Source organism: Sphingopyxis sp. YF1 (assembly GCF_022701295.1).
Taxonomy (GTDB): domain Bacteria; phylum Pseudomonadota; class Alphaproteobacteria; order Sphingomonadales; family Sphingomonadaceae; genus Sphingopyxis.
In genome coordinates this window covers 656,841-674,036 of record NZ_CP033204.1, presented here as the reverse complement: position 1 = coordinate 674,036, position 17,196 = coordinate 656,841, and the positions used below count along the sequence as shown (strand labels likewise).

Here is a 17,196-nt window from a genome sequence, read left to right as displayed (position 1 = left end):
TTGTCCGGACCGACTCGATGCCCTACGCGCCGCGTCCGGATGTTTCATCCACCCCACCAGAAAGCGTCGATAATTTCAATCAATATGATGGAATCGGAAATCATATTGTCATTCACGGTAGACATTCTGTAACGTCGCGCTCGTTCGAAAACGAAAGGATGGGTCGATGTCGCGTTCGCTCCTGTGGGGATTGCTGCTGCCGCTGTTTGCGGCGCTCGGGCTGTCGCTGACCCCCGCCGCGGCGAAGGCGGCGAAGGAAAAACCGGTCGAACATTATGTGTTCGGCAAGCTCGATACGCCCACCCCCGGCCCCGTTTCGGGCGGGCTGCTGCTGATGGGCGGCGGCGACCGCAACGTCGATTCGATGAAATGGTTCTTCGGGAAGGCCGGAAACGGCCATATCGTCGTGATCAGCGCTTCCTATGGAAAGGAGATCGGCGAGGAATTCTTCAACGAGGTCGGCGGCATCCAGTCGACCGAAATCTTCGTCTTCCACGCGCGGTCGCAGGCGTATGACAAAAAGATCCTCGACCGGCTGCGCAAGGCCGACGGCATCTTCATCGCCGGCGGCGATCAGGCGCGCTACGTGCGCTACTGGCGCGGCACGCCGGTGAACGAGATTCTCGACGCGCATGTCGCCGCGGGCAAGCCGCTCGCCGGCACCAGCGCCGGGCTCGCGATGCAGGGCGAAAAACTCTACGGCGCGATGGACGACGGCAGCATCAAAAGCCCCGAGGCGCTCGCCGACCCGCTCGGCCCCGCCAACACGATCGAGGGCGATTTCCTCCATCTCGCGCTTTTGAAGGGCATCGTCACCGACACCCATTTCAAGGAACGCGAACGCCTCGGCCGCCTCTTCGCCTTCGTCGCCAAGGCGCAGGTCGGACGCGATCCGGCGCTGCCCGCGATGCTCGGCCTCGGCGTCGACGAAAGCGCCGCGCTCGCGGTCGAACCCGATGGCAGCGGGCGCATCTATGCGACCGCGCCCGACGGCTATGCCTGGGTCGTCGACGGCGCCGGGCTGCGCGGTGCGACCGCCGGCCGCCCGCTCGACGCGCCGCGCGTCAAGGTCACGGGCGTCGGTCCGGGCTCGGTAATCCACCTGCCCTCGGGCCGCGTCGACAATCCGGTGTTCGTGCGCAACTACGCCGCGCGTGCCGGCGCGATCGCCGAAGTCCCGCGCTGGTCGCTCGCGATCCACGGCGGAGCCGGGGTGATCGAGCGCGGTTCGCTCGCGCCCGAAAAGGAAAAGGCCTATCGCGCCGGGCTGGACGAAGCGCTGCGCACGGGCGGCGCGGTGCTCGACAAGGGCGGCGCGGCGCTCGACGCGGTCGCCGCGGCGGTGCGCGTGCTCGAGGACAACCCGCTGTTCAACGCCGGTCGCGGAGCGGTCTTCACCGCCGAGGGCAAGAATGAACTCGACGCCGCGATCATGGACGGCAAGACGCAAAAGGCCGGCGCGGTCGCCGGAGTGACGCGCACTCGCCACCCGATCGACCTCGCGCGCGCGGTGATGGATCGGAGCCCGCACGTCATGCTGGCGCGCGACGGCGCCGACCGTTTCTCAGTCGAACAGGGGCTCGAACAGGTCGACCCCAGCTGGTTCCGCACCGAGGAGCGCTGGCAGGGTCTGCTCGCCTGGCGCAAGAAGCAGGCGGCGGCGATCGATCCGACGCATCTGTTCGGCACCGTCGGCGCGGTCGCGCTCGATGCCGACGGCCATCTCGCCGCCGCGACCTCGACGGGCGGCATGACCGGCAAGCGATGGGGCCGCATCGGCGATTCGCCGGTGATCGGCGCGGGCACCTATGCCAAAAACGGCCAGTGCGCGGTTTCGGCGACCGGGTCGGGCGAATATTTCATCCGCGAAAGCGCCGCGCGCCAGGTTTGCGACCGCGTCGCGTGGAAGGGCGAAAGCCTGAAGGATGCGGCGCAGCAAACGATCATGGCGGTCGGCGCGATCGGCGGCGACGGCGGCCTGATCGCGATGGGGCCCGACGGGGATCCCGCCTTTGCCATCAACGACCTCGGCATGTATCGCGGCCGCATGCGCGCCGGGGAGGCTCCACAAACCGCGATCTTCGCCGACGAAAAGCTGGCCGACTGATGGCGAGCGGGGGCGTCAGTCTCGACGAGATCGACGAACGCCTGCTCACCCTGCTGCGCGACGACGCGCGGCAGACGATCGCCCAGCTCGCCAAGGAATTGGCCATCTCGCGCGGTGCGATCTACGCGCGCCTCGCGCGGCTCGAGGATGCCGATGTCGTCGCGGGATACACCGTCCGCCTCGGCACCGCCTTCGCCGCCAGCCGCGTCCGCGCGCATATGATGATCAAGACGCTGCCGCGCTTTCACCGCGAAGTCGAAACGGCACTCGCCGCGCTGCCGCAGGTGCAGGCAATCCACGCGATCAGCGGCGAATATGACATTATCGCGATGCTCGAGGCCGAGGACGGCGTTCAGCTCAACGAACTGATCGACGACGTCGGCCTGCTCGACGGGGTCGAACGCACCACGACCTCGGTGATCCTCGCGACCAAGATCGAACGATAAACCCCGCCTACTCGGCTTCGGTGGTCAGCCCCAGCAGCGGGATGCCGATCGACCGCCGGCCGCCGAAATCGGATCGCACAACGACCGCGCCCAGCCGCTCCATATATTCGACCAGCCGGCGCACACGCCCCGGCGAACGCGTACCATAGGCGCGGCCCAGCGCGTCGTCGTCGGGACAGGGTTCGCCGTCCATCGCCGCGCGCACGATCAGCAGGAAGGGTGCGAGCACATCGTCGGGCAGGCGCGACGCGGCATCGAGCGCCTCCTGCCAGCGCGGCTCGGCGTGGTCGAACACCCCGCCCTTCGCCAGCGCAAAGCGGCGGCGAAAGGCGGCGAGGTCGAGCGGCACGCGCGGCAGTTTCTGCATCCGGCAGCGCACCGAAAAATCCTGATAGAGAAAGGCTTCGGGATGAAAGGCCGCGTCGGGGTCGGCCAGCATTTCGCGCAGCGCATCGGTCACCGCGGCGTCGACCTCGGCCGCGTCGGGCGCGCCAGGCGCCAGCTCGGGGAACAGCAGCCCCTCGCTGGAGCTCGCATCTTCGTCCTGCTCGGCGATCTGACGCAGCACTTCACCCGCAGCGACGGGGGGTGGGACCGGCGGCGGCGGCGGCGGGGGCGCGGCTTCGAGTTCGGCGAACAGCATCGTGCGCATCTCGACCGGCTCGGCGGCGGGCAGCGGCAACAACCCGTGCGTGCCCATCCGCGTCGAGGTTTGCGTCGCGCCGATCCGCACCGACACCGGGCGGCGTGCGATCGCGGGGCCCAGCCCCAGGAAATGCCCGCGTTCGAGGTCGCGGATCGACTCGGCCTGACGGCGCTCCATGCCGAGCAGGTCGGCGGCGCGCGCCATGTCGATGTCGAGGAAGGTGCGCCCCATCAGGAAATTGCTCGCCTCGGCGGCGACGTTCTTCGCGAGCTTCGCGAGCCGCTGCGTCGCGATCGCACCGGCCAGCCCGCGCTTGCGTCCGCGGCACATCAGGTTGGTCATCGCGCTCAGGCTGGCACGACGCACCGCGTCGGACACGTCGCCCGAAGCGGTCGGTGCGAACATCTGCGCCTCGTCGACGACGACCAGCGCGGGAAACCAGTGCTCGCGCGGGGCATCGAACAGCGCGTTGAGGAACACCGCAGCGCAGCCCATCTGCGCCTCGATGTCGAGCGTCTCGAGGCTGAGCACCACCGACGCGCGATGTTCGCGGATGCGCGCGCCCATCGCCGCGATCTCGCGCTCGTTATAGTCGCCGGCGTTGACGACGACATGGCTGTGGGCATCGGCCAGGGTGACGAAATCGCCCTCGGGGTCGATGACGATCTGCTGCACCATATCGGCGCTCTGTTCGAGCAGGCGGCGCAGCAGGTGCGATTTGCCCGACCCCGAATTGCCCTGCACCAGCAGGCGCGTCGCCAGCAGTTCCTGCACATTGACGTGCACCGCCCGGCCCGTGCCGTCGGTTCCGATTTCGATGCTGATGTCCACGCCCGCGCCCTAGCCCGGCGCCGTGCGACTGACAACCGGACGCCCTCGCGATGCTTGGCATTTCATCGCATCGCGCGCAAAGGACGCGCGATGAACTTCGACGACCAGATGTTTCGCTATTTCGGAACCACCGACCTCGGCGCGCTGCATCCCGATGCGCTCGCCGCCGGGACCGAGCGGATGCGGGTCGATTTCGGGCTCGAAACCAACAAGGGCCGCCGTTTCGCATTATGGGCGCTGATGCATATGCTCGGCGTCGCCCCCGATCTCGACGTCGCCTTCGCCGACCCCGCCGATCGCGATTCGGCGCGCGACTTCATGGACCTGATCGATCGCGCCGCCGGCGACTGAGACCGCTTGGCAGCCCCGCCAATTCCTGCTTTGGCACCCTGGCAAAAGAGGATCGAGGAGAGACGCATGAGCGCGTGGGACGCATGGATCGGCCGCAGCATCACCCAGCAGGACCGGCTGACCGCCGCCGCGCTCGCGCGCTTTCGCGCGACGATCGACAGCGGCGCCGCGGGCGACACCGCCGAACAGGCGATCCACTGGTGCCTCTGCCTCCCCGACGCACCGACCGCGGCGCTCGGCGCTGACGGCCACCCGCTGCGCACCGACGATCCGGACAGCTTCATGCCGCCGATCCCGCTGCCGCGGCGGATGTGGGCGGCGAGCGACGCGCGCTTCCACGCGCCGATCTACGCCGGCGCCGCGATCGAGCGCACCTCGACCGTCGCCGCGATCAACGAAAAGACCGGCGGCACCGGCACCCTCGTGTTCGTCGAGGTCGACCATGAAACGCGCGCCGACGGTGTGCTGGCGGTCAGCGAACGCCAGACGATCGTCTTTCGCGAACCCGCCCCGGCGGCGGCGGCCTCCCCGGCTCCCCCGCCTCCCGCCGGCGAACCCGACCTGTCGGGCTGGCACTGGCGGCGCGACGTGCGGCCCACCGAGGCGATGCTGTTCCGCTATTCGGCGCTGACCTTCAACAGCCACCGCATCCATTACGACCTGCCCTATGCGCGCGACGAAGAGGGGTATCGCGGGCTCGTCGTCCACGGGCCGCTCACCGCGACGCTGCTGCTCGACCTCGCGCAGCGCGAACTCGGCGCCAACGCGCTGACGGCGTTCAAGATGCGCGCGCAGGCCCCCGCCTTCGTCGGCGAACCGGTCCATCTCGTCGGGCGGCCCAAGGAGGACGGATGGGAGCTGGCGGCGATCGGCCCCGACGGACGAACGATCATGGCGGCGGAAGCCAAAACGGAGACAAAGGCATGAACGAGCTGGTATTGCGCGAAGACCGGGACGGCGTCACGACGCTGACGCTCAACCGTGCCGACAAGCGCAACGCACTCAACCTTGCACTGTGGGGCGAACTCGATGCGCATGTCGACGCGATCGCGGCGGCGGGCGATGCGATCGGCGCCGTCGTTCTGCGCGCCGCCGGCCCCGTCTTCTGCGCCGGCAACGACCTCAAGGAACGCGGCGTCGCCGCACCGCGCCCGCATTATCAGGCATCGATCGTCACCAGGCTCGCCGAACTGCCGCAACCGGTGATCGTCGCGGTACAGGGCGGCTGCTTCACCGGCGGGCTCGAACTCGCGCTCGCGGGCGACATCATTCTCGCGGGCGAGAGCGCCGGTTTTGCCGACACCCACGGCAAGTTCGGGCTGGTCCCCATCTGGGGCATGAGCCAGCGCCTGCCGCGCCGCGTCGGCGAGTGGAAGGCGCGCGAGATCAGCTTCACCGGCCTGCCCGTCAGCGGTGCCGAAGCGGCGCGCATCGGCCTCGCCAATCATTGCGTGCCCGATTCGGAGCTGGAGGCGACGACGCGCGCGCTCGCCGAGGCGATCGCCGGCCAGTCGCGCCACAGCGTCTTCGCCTACAAAAGGCTCTACCGCGAACAGGCCGACCTCCCGCTCGCCGCGGGGCTCGCGCACGAGGTGTTCAACAGCGCCGGCGTCGCCCCCGACTTCGCCGAACGGGTCGCGAAGCAATTCTAGGCGCGCGCTTCGGCGCGCCTATCGCTCGCGCCAGGCGCTGCGGTGCGGATCGCGCGGGGTCGCGGCGCCCAGCGACAGGCCGGGCCGCTTGGCGACGGTTGTCGGCGGCGGGATGATACGGAACTCGACGCTCTGGTCGGCGGAGGGCAGGCTGCCGCCGTGCGCCGCGCGCAGCCGGTCGATGTGGATTTCGCCGTCGGTCTCGATCCCGAAGCGGCGATCGACCACCCAGCGCACCGTGCCGCGCATCGGACCGTGCCCGGGCAGGTGAACGGTCAGCCGTTCGCCGCGCTGCAGGATATGCGGCGCCTGCCCGCCGATGCCGGTCTGCGACACGTTGCGGACGGTGACGTCGAAGCGCCCGAACCGCTCGCAATCGAGCGCGGCCTTGACCAGCCGCGACTGGCGCGGCTGACGTTTTTCGGCGCCTTCGGCAGCCGGTTGATCGTCGAAATTCGACATGCGCGACCCAAATCAAGCCGCCCGGTTCCCACTCCGGGCGACGCTTGTGGTCCCTTTCACCGCCCATAGGCCGAGATGGTAAACAATCGGCTAGCGTCTCCGCCAGCCGTGCTATTTTTGAGGCGGCAAACCGCCGAAGGTGACGATGCTTTCCGTGCCGTCCGCGCCGACCGCAGCGACACCAAAGAAATGATCGTCGATCTGCACGCCCTTGAGCAGCGACTCGGCAGTATCGCCGCCTTCGACCAGACGGCTGTCGGTCCACGCGCTCCGGTCGGCACGGCGCCAGTAGAGACGATAGGCGGCGGCGTCTTTCACCGGCGTCCAGACCAGCTTCGTGTCCGAACTCACCGCGCCGTCGATCGCGACCCGCGCAGGCGCCGGCGGCGCATCGGCGAGCTCGCGCGCCAGCGCGACGTTGAGCGCGGTCACGCGCGCCAGATAGGTGAAATCCATCTCGTCGACCGTGTCGCCGTATTTGCGGCCGTTCTCGCTGCGCAGGTCCTGGTGCTGGTGGTCATAATCCTCGACCCCGACGGTGAAGCGGATCGCCGGATAGCCGAGCTCGAGCGACGGCAGATGGTCGCCCCCGCGGCGGAAGCGGTCGGGGCGGCGCACCGCGAGCACCTCGAGCCCGATCGCCGGGTTGCGCGTCCCCGCGCGGACCGCCGCCTTGGCGAGCGCGCGCGACGGACCGTCGTCCTCGCCGCCGATGCCGCGCCGCGCGAGCTGCGCCGCCAGATCCTCCGAGGCGCGAATGCCTTCGCTGAACACGCGCACCCGGTCGGCGACGATCGTCCCGTCGGTGCCCTTCGTGCCGCCGACGATATCGTTGTTGAGCATCGCCGCGACGTCCCAGCCCTGCTCCTTCGCGTGCCGCGCGAGCAGCTTGCCGCCCCACAGCCCCTGCTCTTCGCCCGACAGCAGCGCATAGACGATCGTCGCGCGATGCTTTTGCTTCGACAACAGCCGCGCCGCCTCGATCACCAGCGCGGTGCCCGATCCGTCGTCATTGGCGCCGGGCGCGTCGGCGGTAAAGTTCATCGGGTCGCTGACGCGGCTGTCGATATGCCCTGCGATCATGATGACATGCGCCGGATCGCCGCTGCCCTTCTGGATCGCGAGGACATTCTCGACGATCACGCCGGCGGGTGCGCGCGGCCCTTCGAACCGATCGGCGATGCGCGTCACGGTCAAACAGCCGCCGCACGCCTTGGCGATCCGTTCGAATTCGGCGGCGCCCCAGTTGCGCGCCGCGCCGATCCCCCGCTTCGGATCGGTCGCCGACGACAGCGTGTGGCGCGTGCCGAAGGACACGAGCTTTTCGACGTCGGCCTTCAGCCGCGCGGGGTCGGCGGCGGGGGTACCGGTCTGGGCAAGCGCGGGTGCGGCGGTCGAAAGCAGCAGGGCGGCGAACAGGGCGGGTTTGATCATGCCGCTTCATGCGCCGGAGCCGGCGCAAAGAAAAGTCGCTTGTGCCGCGCGCAGGTCAGCCGATCGGCCTGCCCTCGTCGATCGCCGCCCATTGGTGCCCGTCGTGCCCGAACAGGATGTGCGCACCCGCGCGCCGCTGGCGCTGCAGATAGTCCATCGTCTTCAGCCCCGCCTCGCGGTCGACCACCGCCTTTTGCAGCACCATCAGGTCAAGGTTGCGCTCGGTGTAGCAACAGTCGGCGGCGAGCAGGATTTCGCGGCCGCTCGGCAATTTGACGATCGCGCTCTGGTGCCCCGGCGTGTGGCCATAGGTCGGCACGATCCGCACGCTGCCGTCGCCGAACAGGTCGAATTCGCCGTCGATCGCCTTGACCGGCTGGCCGGTGGCATAATCCTCGGCCTCGTAAAGCCCCGGCTCCTCGGTCGCCTGCGCCGCCGCCAGTTCGCGCGACTGCACGATCACGCAAGCATTGGGCAGGCTGGCGTTGCCGCCGCAATGGTCGATATGCAGGTGCGAGTTGATCACCCAGTTGATGCTCGCGGGATCGACGTCGATGCTTTTCAGCCGCGCCGCGATCTCCTGCCCCTCGAACCATTGCAGCCCGAACTTGTTCGGCGGCAGCGCGGTTTCGAGCGTGCGGCGGTATCTCACCCCCATGCCGGTATCGAACAGCGCGCGGCCCTTGGGATGGTCGATCAGATAGGAGGGCACGGGTCCTTTCAGATAATCGCCCTCCTCGCCCTCGATGAAATAGCCCGGGCGGCACTGGAACCAGCCGGTGTTGAAGGCATAGAGGGTGAGCGTGTCCGTCACCGCTCGCGATACTCGGGCGCGCGCTTGCCGAGGAAGGCGGCGAGCGCCTCCTTGTGATCCTCGGTCGCCGACAATATCACCTGCTGGCGGTCCTCGATCGCCATCGCCGCGTCGAGGCTTTGCGCATCGATATTGAGATTGAGCGCCTGCTTCGACAGCCGCAGCCCCCACGGCGCGGTCGCGAGCATCTCGTCGGCGAGCGCAAGGCCGCGGTCGAGCAGCGCCTCTGCCTCGACGATCTCGCTGATCAGTCCCGCCGACAGCGCGCGCTGCGCGTCGATGAACCGCCCGGTCAGGATCATTTCGGAAGCAAGGCTCGCGCCCACCAGGCGCGGCAGGAAATAGCTCGACGCCATGTCGCAGCCGCCGAGCCCGATCCGGATATAGGCGGCGTTGCAGCGGAAATTCGGCGCCCCGTAGCGCACGTCCGACGCGAGCAGCAGCGACAATCCGCCCCCCGCCGCGGCGCCATGGCCGAGCGCGATGATCGGCTGCGGACAGGCGCGCATCTTGCGATAGATATTGCCGATGCTCGTCTGGGTGCGCAGCGTGCGGAGCACCGCCGTCTCGTCGCTCGACCGGTCCTCCTGGATGTCGAGCCCGGCGCAGAAGCCGCGCCCCGCGCCGCGCAGGATGACGACGCGCACCTCCTTGCGCTCGGCGAGCCCCGCAAAATAGGCGTTGAGCTCGTCGACCAGCCCTTCGCTCAGCGCATTCAATCGCTCGGGCCGGTTGAGCGTCGCGATCTCGACCTGACCGCGCGTCTCGATCAGCAGTTCGCCGCTCACAGCGTCTGCCCGTCGTCGACCGTGATCACGCTGCCGGTGATGCCCAGCGCGGCGTCCGAACAGAGCAGGAGCAGCGGCGCGTGCAGGTCGCTCGGCGGGCGCATGCGCTGGCGCGGGAACGCCTTCACCATCGCCGCGCCGGTTTCGCTTTCGAACAGTTCGGCGGTCATTTCGGAATCGAAATAGCCCGGCTGGATCACATTGACGCTGATCCCGCGCCGCGCCCATTCGCGCGCCAGCGCCTTGCCCAGGTGGCGCACCGCCGCCTTGGTCGCGCCATAGACCGACGTCGCGGGAAACACCTTCTCCGCAGTGATCGATCCGATCAGCACGATGCGGCCATTCTGCTTTTCGCGGCTCCCCGCCTTGTCGAGGCGTTTCGCGCCCTCGGTCGCGGTCAGGAATACGCCGCGGACGTTGGCGGCGAGCAGGAAGTCGACCTCGTCGACGCTCAACCCCATCGCCATCTTCTCGGTCGCGACCCCGGCGTTGGCGACGATCGTGTCGACGGTGCCGAACGCCGCCTCGGCGGCGTCATAGGCTGCGATGGTCGACGCTTCGTCGGTGACGTCCATGCTCACCGCGACAGCCTGTCCGCCCGCGGCAGTGATTTCGGCAACCTGCTCGGCGAGCTTGTCGGCGCGCCGGGCCGCGAGCACCACCTTGGCTCCCGCCGCAGCGAGCGCCTTGGCGAAACCCGCGCCGAGGCCCGAAGAGGCACCGGTGACGAGCGCGACGCGCCCCGTAAGATCGAATTTGGGTTGCTCGGCCATCCATCCATCCTTTTCGTTGATCGCCCCGGCCTTGGCTCCGATTGACGTTTACGTCAACCGGCGCGCCGTCGGGAAAAAGAGAACAAAAGGGGATTGACGGGGAAGATTTGTTCTCATATTGTTCTCATCGTGCACAGACAACCTCATCCCCCGTCGCGGTCGCCGAGCGCGACGGACGGGGGATAAAGGTGGCTCCCCCTCGTCAGCCATCCCCGGCCTTGTCGCCGGCGGCCTCCGCGCCACTCTGGCTTTTGCTCCCATCCTCTACGTCGCGGGACACGGCGGCGTTGCCGCGCAGCAGGTGACGGCTGGCATAGACGTCCTCGACCAGTTCGATCGCCAATCGTTCGGCATCGCGCCGCCGCGTGTCCTCCATGATATCGGCGATCGCCTCGGGATCGACCTCGAGCAGCTTCAGCCCCTCCTCGCCCATCAGCAACGCCGATTCGAAGGTCTCGCGCACCTGCACCGTGGCGCCGGCGTGGATCAGTTCGGCGGCATGCTCGCGGTCGAAGGCGCGCGCGAGGATCGGCGTATGCGGGAATTCGGCGCGAACGAGCTCGACGATCTTCAGCGTCGCCTCGCGATCGTCGATCGCGATGACGATCAGCCGCGCCGCGTGCGCGCCGGCGGCGTGCAATATGTCGAGCCGGGTGCCGTCGCCATAATAGATTTTGAAACCGAAATTGGCCGCCTCGCGGATCGCCACCGTGTCGGTGTCGATCAGCGAGATCGAACAGTCGTTGGCGAACAGCGGCTGGCTCGCGACCTGCCCGAAGCGCCCGAAACCGATCATCAGCACGCTGGCGCGCAGGTCCTGCGCCACATCGATCCCGTCGGTCGAGGGCCCCGCGCGCGGCGCGAAACGGTCGTGCAGGATCACCATGATCGGAGTCAGCACCATCGACACGATGATGATCGCGGTCAGGATCGCATTATTTTCGGCGCTCAGGATCCCCGCGCCGGTCGCCGCGGCATAGAGGACAAAGGCGAATTCGCCGCCCTGCGCCATGATCACCGCGCGCTCGGCCGCCTCGGCGCGGTCGGCTTTGAACAGCCGCGCGACGGCATAGATGCCGCTCATCTTTAGGATCATGTACGCCGCGACCGAAACCGCGATCAGCCCGAGGTTGGCCGCGACGATATCGAGGTCGAGCGCCATGCCGACGCCGAGGAAAAAGAGCCCGAGCAGGACCCCGCGGAACGGCTCGATGTCGGCCTCGAGCTGGTGGCGAAAGGAGGATTCGGACAGCAGCACGCCCGCAAGGAACGCCCCCATCGCCATCGAGAGCCCCGCCTCCTGCATCAGCAGCGCCGATCCCAGCACGACGAGCAGCGCCGCGGCCGTCATCACCTCGCGCGCCCTGACCCGCCCGAGCAGGCGGAACATGGGGTCGAGCAGGTAGCGCCCGGCGAGCACGAGCCCGAGGATCGCCGCGAGACCGATCCCGACCGCAATCATGCGATCCGCATTCGACACCGCTTCGGCCCCGGGGGCCAGAAAGGCGACGAGCGCGAGCAGCGGCACGATCGCCAGATCCTCGAGCAGCAGGATCGCAACGACGCGCCGCCCCTTCGGCGCCCCCAGCGCGCGCCGTTCTTCCAGCATCTGCATCGCGATCGCGGTCGAGGTCAGGACGAAGCCGGTGCCCGCGACGAAGCTCGCCGCGACCGGATAGCCGAGCGCCAGCCCTACGCAGATCAGCAGCGCGATGCACAGCGCGACCTGCGCCGCGCCGAGCCCGAAGATTTCGCCGCGCATCGCCCACAGCCGCGACGGCTGCATTTCCAGCCCGATGATGAAGAGGAACATCACGACGCCGAGTTCGGCGACGTGGAGGATCGCCTGCGCATCGGAAAAGAGCGCGAGCCCGAACGGCCCGATGGCCAGCCCCGCGGCAAGATAGCCGAGCACCGATCCGAGTCCGAGCCGCTTGAACAGCGGCACCGCGATCACCGCCGCCGCGAGCAGCACGACGACGGGCACCAGGTCGAAACCATGCACCGCCGCCTCGGCAGCATGCTGTGCTGTGTCGGCGGCCATGCTCGTCCCCTCGTCCGGTCGTCGGAACGACCCCGGCATCGGCGTCGCGAATCAGGGCTTAGAACAAGCCGGCGGCGGCCACCAGCGCCACCGCCATCACTGCTGGCGCACCATATTGCGGCGGGTCTTGTCACCCGCGCTCAAGGTGTATTACAATTATAACTCACCGTGGTTTTTGAAATCACCCTCCGCCGGCTCGACCGGACATCGATGGGAACCGATATGCCGCAGGCGCACGTCCGCTCGATTCTTTCATCCATCCGCACTGCCGCCGGGGGCGCGGCCGCGTGTTTCGCCCTGCTGCTGGGCGCGATGCCGGTAACCGCCGCAGAGAATACCGGGGATATCGCGTGCCACGTCGGGACCTATGCGCTCGACGACGGTCGCCTGGTCGATGTCGGCCCGGTCGACGAGAAACGGCCGCGCTGGCGCCTTTTCGACGGGAGTGTCGGCGAACTTCGAAAAACCGCCACGGGAGAGTGGCAAAGCCTCTACGGCTGGACCGGGCGCTCCGACGGGATCGCCGTCTCCTTCGCCGCATGCGGCGAAGGACGGATGACCTTCGCCGGCGTCGAAGGGCATCGCAGGCGTTTCGATGTCGTCGATACGGCCTTCGCGGCGCGCGACGGGGTGACGCTGAAAGGCCGGCTCGTCATGCCGCCGGGTCCGGGCAAGGTCCCCGTCGTCATCCTCGTCCATGGCGCCGAGCGCGACGCGGCGCTGCAATATTATTTCCTCCAGCGGCTGTTCGCGGCGCAGGGCATCGGCGTCTTCGTCTATGACAAGCGCGGAACGGGCAGTTCAGGGGGCAAATACAGTCAGGATTTCGACCTTCTCGCCGACGATGCGGTCGCCGCGATGCGGACCGCGCGGCGGATGGCGGGACCGCGCGCCGGCCGCGTCGGCTATCAGGGCGGCAGCCAGGGCGGCTGGGTCGCGCCGCTGGCGGCGAACCGCGCGCCCGTCGATTTCGTCATCGTCAGCTTCGGGCTCGCGGTCAGCATCCTCGACGAGGACCTCCAGCAGATGGAAATGGAGCTCACCGACAAGGGCTATCCGCCCGAAACGATCGCCAAGGCGCAGGAAATCGGCCGCGCCGCGGGGGTAGTGTTCGCGAGCGGTTTCACGACGGGGATCGACGAATTCATCGCGATCCGCGAAACTTATCGCGGCGAAAGCTGGTACAAGGATTTGCACGGCCATTTTACCTGGCTTCTGCTGCCGCACGACGGACCGGCGATCCGGGCGCTCGCGCGCGACTATGACTGGGGCACGCCCTTCGGCTACGATCCGATGCCTGTTTTGCGCGCCGGTACGACGCCGCAGCTGTGGATTCTCGGCGGTCGCGATTATCAGGCGCCGGCGCGCGAAACGGGCCGGCGGATTTCAACACTGATCGACGCGGGCAAACCCTATACCCTCGCCGTCTATCCCGGCGCCGAGCATGGGATGACGCTGTTCGAAACCGCGCCCGACGGGACGCGCGTATCGACCCGCTATGCCGATGGCTATTTCGGGATGATGCGCGATTTCATCGCCACCGGCGGCATCGACGACCGCTATGGCGACGCCATCGTTTCGCGAGCGGGCGAGCGTCGATGAGCGCGGCGCACAAACCGGTAGCACAAGCCTGTCAGCCAGGCTGGGCATCCATCGCCCGATCGACCAGCCGCGCGACATCGGCAAAGCTCGGCTGATCGCACGCCGCGACATATTCGGCGCGCAGGCGGCGGACGAGTTCGGCGATCGGCGGCACGTCGTCGATCAGGTCGATCCCCTGCCCCGCCGACCACAGATTCTTCCACGGCTTCACCCCTTCGGGCAGATGGTCGTATCCGCGCCCGTGCGCGACCGTCGGCTGCGGCAGATTCTTGGGGTCGAGCCCCAGCCGCTCCATCGACGGACGCAGCCAGTTGGCCGCGACGCCGGCGATTTTCGGCGTGAACATCAGATCCTCCGAATGGCCGTCGATCATCATCTGCGCATAGGCGGGGTCGATCGCCGCCTCTTTCGTGGCGATGAAGCGAGTCCCCATATAGGCCAGGTCGGCGCCCAGTATTTCGGCCGCGCGGATCGCCGCGCCGGTCGAGATCGAGCCCGCCATCAGCAGGGTGCCGTCGAAGATGCGGCGGATGCGCGGGACCAGCACCAGATGGCCGATATTGCCCGAATGGCCGCCGCCGCCCGCCCCGACGCAGGTCATTCCGTCGACCCCCGCCGCGATCGCCTTTTCGGCGAAGCGCATCGACACGACGTCGTGAAAGATCTTCAGCCCCGCATCGTGCACGCGCGCCGCCAGTTCGGCGGGATTGCCGATCGCGCTGATGATGATGTCGACGCCGTAGCGCTTCGCGAGATCGAGGTGCTCGGCCGCCTCGGCGGGCTCCATCCTGGTGGCGAGGTTGACCGCGACCGGGCCGATGCGCGCGCCGGGGTTCGCCTCGGCATGGGCGTCGAGCGCTTCGCGGATTTCCTTCAGCCACGCTGCGAACATCTCGGTGCTGCGCGCATTCTGCCGCGGCAGCGCGCCCATGATCCCCGCCTTGCACGCCGCGATGACCATCGCCGGATTGCTGATCAGGAACATCGGCGCGCACACCGCGGGAAGCGTCAGGCGATCGCGCAGCTCGGGGTCGAGGGCCATGTCATTCCTTTCCTCAGCCCCGCACGCGGCGACGCTTTATCTTTAAATTATATATATGTTTATAAAACGCGCCGCGGCGCCTTTGTCAAGCGCCGGGGCGGCGTTCTGCCCGCTGCGCGCGGCGATAGGCGCTCGGCGAAACCCCCGTCGCCGCGGCAAACACGCGGCGAAAGGATGCAACGTCGGCATAACCGACCAGTTGCGCAATCTCCCCCACCGAACGGCGGGTTTCGGCGAGCATCGCCGTCGCGGCGTCGACCCGGGTGCGCTGGACGAACTCGCGCGGCGTCGCCGACCCCGCCGCCCGGAACCGGCGGATGAGGGACTGGTGGCTGACCCCCAGGTCGCGCGCGAGATCGCCGATGCGGAACCGCCGCGTAAAGCGATCGCGGATCCACAATTGCGCGCGGGCGACGAAGGGATCGGTTTCCGCCGCCAGCGGGCCGGCGAGCGCACCGGGCGGTTCGCGCGCGGCGAGACTGCGGCCGAGCGTGATCGAAAACGCCTCGGCGAACAGCCGCGCGACAAGCGCGGCACTTTCGGCGTCGCGGCTGCACGTCCACACATTGTCGGCGCGGCAGATCACATTGCCGGTATCGACGATGACGCGCGGGAACAGGCGCCGCATCGCCCCGACCAGCCGCGGGCCGGCAGCACAGGGGCGCCCGTCGAGCAGCCCGGCGGCGGCGAGGTGCAGCACGCTCGCACCGCAGGCCCCGATCTCCACCCCCTCGCGCCGGCGGTCGCAAAGCCAGGCATGGAGCGGCGCAAAGGCCGGCATCAGCGCTTCGAACGCATCGGGATCGGGCAGCTGGAAGGAAGGCAGGAAGACCAGTCGCGGAGCATCGGCCCCGGCGAGCGGCGCGTCGGCGGGCAGCACGCGTCCGCCGACCAGTTCGATCCGCTCGCCCGCCGCTGCGAGCAGCCGCAACCCGGTCTGCATCCGCGCATAGTCGCCGAGCGCCGGATTGGTCGCGAACACTTCCCCGAGCCGCGCGTGCGCATCGATCATCGCGCCGAGCGGGGCGACATAGCCGGGCGAGGTCACGACCGCCGCAACAAAGGACATGAGGTGAGCCTTTCGGAAATTTGCCTGCTAGATATGTCAAAAACGCCCCTTGTTGTCGATGCCACCCTGCGCTCAAAATCCTCACGAAAGCGGCGGGCAGCGACAGACCCGACCGATCGAGAGGACCGAGAGGAAGCAAGACATGGCCGTGGAATCGATCTTCATGCCCGATGCGCGGGATCTCGACGTGCTGAGCGTCAGACCGGTGCGCGAGCTCGAATCCTGCAATCATCTGCTGGACGACCACACCGCGCTGATGCGGTTCCACGACGAGGAGGGCTATATCCTGCTGCGCGACGTGCTCGACCCCGCTTCGGTCAAGGCAGCCCGGGAGGCGATGTTCGCGGTGATGGAGCGTCACGGGCTGATCGAGCCCGGCGCGACCGAGCCCGTCTGGACGGGCACGCCGTCGCCCGGCGGCATGGAGGAAAGCACGGAATTTTCGGGTATTGCGCGGCGTCTGATCGAAAATCCGGTGAACATGCGGCTGATGGAGAAGATTCTCGGCGAACCCGCGTGCATCATCCCGATCGTGCAGTATCGCGCCTATCCGCCGGGCGGCTCGATCACCGGCGTGCACCAGGACGGTTTCTTCAGCCCCGGCATCCGGAATTACAAGCCGGTGTGGACCCCGCTGACCAATTGCGAGCGCGAAGTCGGCGGGCTGATGCTCGCTGTGCGCCAGTGCAACCGCGGCTTTTTCCACAATCTCGCCAAGACGCCGAGTCCGATCCCCGAAGGCGTCATTCCCGACGACAGCTGGGCGACCACCGACTATTTTCCCGGCGACGTGCTGATCCTCAACCCCTGTACGCCGCACGCCAGCATGCCGAACACCTCGAACCGCTGCCGCGTGACGATCGACACGCGCGTGCAGTCGGCCGCCGACCCTCGCGTCCTGCTCGCCGACATCGTCGCGGCCGATACCGACAGCATCCATGTCCGCACGACCGACGGCGCCGAGCGCCGTTTCACGGTCGACGACGAAACCTTCATCCGCATCGAGCACCCCGGCGTGCGCCAGAAACGCGCCGATTATGTGCCGAGCGCGGCACCGGGCAAGCGCATCGTCGTCGTCTTCGACGGCGACCACGCCGAAACGCTGCGCCGGGCGTCGGAAAACTGATCGCACGGC

The 17,196-nt window shown here is 68.1% G+C and carries 16 protein-coding genes; 7 read left to right on the top strand and 9 right to left on the bottom strand.

Going from position 1 to position 17,196, the window contains the following annotated elements; translation table 11 throughout:
- Positions 1-166: 166 nt before the first annotated feature.
- Together EAO27_RS03370 and EAO27_RS03365 are read left to right on the top strand one after the other, a co-directional pair.
- Entirely contained in the window at positions 167-2,107 is a 1,941-nt protein-coding gene (locus EAO27_RS03370) for an isoaspartyl peptidase/L-asparaginase (RefSeq protein ID WP_242777103.1), read from the top strand.
- On the top strand, positions 2,107-2,553 hold the full coding sequence (locus EAO27_RS03365; protein ID WP_242777101.1) for an Lrp/AsnC family transcriptional regulator: 447 nt from the start codon (positions 2,107-2,109) through the stop codon (positions 2,551-2,553). The genes EAO27_RS03370 and EAO27_RS03365 overlap by 1 nt, the downstream gene beginning before the upstream one ends.
- 7 nt (positions 2,554-2,560) lie before the next feature.
- On the opposite strand, the gene EAO27_RS03360 is transcribed toward EAO27_RS03365, so the two are convergent.
- A complete protein-coding gene (locus EAO27_RS03360; RefSeq protein ID WP_242777099.1) occupies positions 2,561-4,030 on the bottom strand; it encodes a DUF87 domain-containing protein in 1,470 nt (489 codons plus the stop codon).
- Between the two features lie 90 nt (positions 4,031-4,120).
- Here EAO27_RS03360 and EAO27_RS03355 point away from each other — a divergent pair, with 90 nt between their 5' ends.
- From EAO27_RS03355 to EAO27_RS03345, 3 genes are all read left to right on the top strand, one after another.
- Positions 4,121-4,381 carry a hypothetical protein gene (locus tag EAO27_RS03355; RefSeq protein WP_242777097.1) on the top strand — a complete coding sequence of 87 codons (261 nt, stop codon included), beginning with the start codon at positions 4,121-4,123 and terminating at the stop codon, positions 4,379-4,381.
- A 66-nt stretch (positions 4,382-4,447) separates the two neighbouring features.
- Positions 4,448-5,308: a MaoC family dehydratase N-terminal domain-containing protein gene (locus EAO27_RS03350; RefSeq protein ID WP_242777095.1), complete on the top strand. Its 861-nt coding sequence runs from the start codon at positions 4,448-4,450 to the stop codon at positions 5,306-5,308.
- Positions 5,305-6,033 (top strand): enoyl-CoA hydratase-related protein, encoded by a 729-nt coding sequence (locus tag EAO27_RS03345; RefSeq protein WP_242777093.1) that lies wholly within the window; start codon positions 5,305-5,307, stop codon positions 6,031-6,033. Before EAO27_RS03350 ends, EAO27_RS03345 begins: the two co-directional genes overlap by 4 nt.
- Positions 6,034-6,051: 18 nt before the next feature.
- Here the strand turns inward: EAO27_RS03345 and EAO27_RS03340 are convergent, their stop codons facing one another.
- The 6 genes from EAO27_RS03340 to EAO27_RS03315 all read right to left on the bottom strand — a co-directional run bounded on the left by EAO27_RS03340 (position 6,052) and on the right by EAO27_RS03315 (position 12,348).
- Positions 6,052-6,495, bottom strand: a complete 444-nt coding sequence (locus EAO27_RS03340; protein WP_242777091.1) for a PilZ domain-containing protein — start codon at positions 6,493-6,495, stop codon at positions 6,052-6,054.
- Positions 6,496-6,606: 111 nt separating this feature from the next.
- Positions 6,607-7,929: a M28 family peptidase gene (locus EAO27_RS03335; RefSeq protein WP_242777089.1), complete on the bottom strand. Its 1,323-nt coding sequence runs from the start codon at positions 7,927-7,929 to the stop codon at positions 6,607-6,609.
- Positions 7,930-7,984: 55 nt separating this feature from the next.
- Positions 7,985-8,743, bottom strand: coding sequence for an N-acyl homoserine lactonase family protein (locus EAO27_RS03330; protein WP_242777087.1), 759 nt, complete (start codon positions 8,741-8,743; stop codon positions 7,985-7,987).
- A complete protein-coding gene (locus tag EAO27_RS03325; RefSeq protein ID WP_242777085.1) occupies positions 8,740-9,531 on the bottom strand; it encodes an enoyl-CoA hydratase-related protein in 792 nt (263 codons plus the stop codon). The genes EAO27_RS03330 and EAO27_RS03325 overlap by 4 nt, the downstream gene beginning before the upstream one ends.
- Entirely contained in the window at positions 9,528-10,304 is a 777-nt protein-coding gene (locus tag EAO27_RS03320; protein WP_242777083.1) for an SDR family NAD(P)-dependent oxidoreductase, read from the bottom strand. Before EAO27_RS03320 ends, EAO27_RS03325 begins: the two co-directional genes overlap by 4 nt.
- A gap of 202 nt (positions 10,305-10,506) precedes the next feature.
- On the bottom strand, positions 10,507-12,348 hold the full coding sequence (locus EAO27_RS03315) for a monovalent cation:proton antiporter-2 (CPA2) family protein (RefSeq protein ID WP_242777081.1): 1,842 nt from the start codon (positions 12,346-12,348) through the stop codon (positions 10,507-10,509).
- A 168-nt stretch (positions 12,349-12,516) separates the two neighbouring features.
- On the opposite strand from EAO27_RS03315, the gene EAO27_RS03310 reads away from it, so the two are divergent.
- Positions 12,517-13,950 (top strand): alpha/beta hydrolase, encoded by a 1,434-nt coding sequence (locus EAO27_RS03310; protein ID WP_242777079.1) that lies wholly within the window; start codon positions 12,517-12,519, stop codon positions 13,948-13,950.
- A gap of 31 nt (positions 13,951-13,981) precedes the next feature.
- Here the strand turns inward: EAO27_RS03310 and EAO27_RS03305 are convergent, their stop codons facing one another.
- Both EAO27_RS03305 and EAO27_RS03300 read right to left on the bottom strand, forming a co-directional pair.
- Positions 13,982-14,992, bottom strand: coding sequence for a nitronate monooxygenase family protein (locus EAO27_RS03305; RefSeq protein WP_242777077.1), 1,011 nt, complete (start codon positions 14,990-14,992; stop codon positions 13,982-13,984).
- Between the two features lie 85 nt (positions 14,993-15,077).
- Complete coding sequence (locus EAO27_RS03300; protein WP_242777075.1) at positions 15,078-16,061, bottom strand: helix-turn-helix domain-containing protein; 984 nt, start codon at positions 16,059-16,061, stop codon at positions 15,078-15,080.
- Between the two features lie 142 nt (positions 16,062-16,203).
- Between EAO27_RS03300 and EAO27_RS03295 the strand changes: the two genes are divergently transcribed.
- Positions 16,204-17,187, top strand: coding sequence for a phytanoyl-CoA dioxygenase family protein (locus EAO27_RS03295; RefSeq protein ID WP_242777073.1), 984 nt, complete (start codon positions 16,204-16,206; stop codon positions 17,185-17,187).
- Positions 17,188-17,196 lie beyond the last annotated feature (9 nt).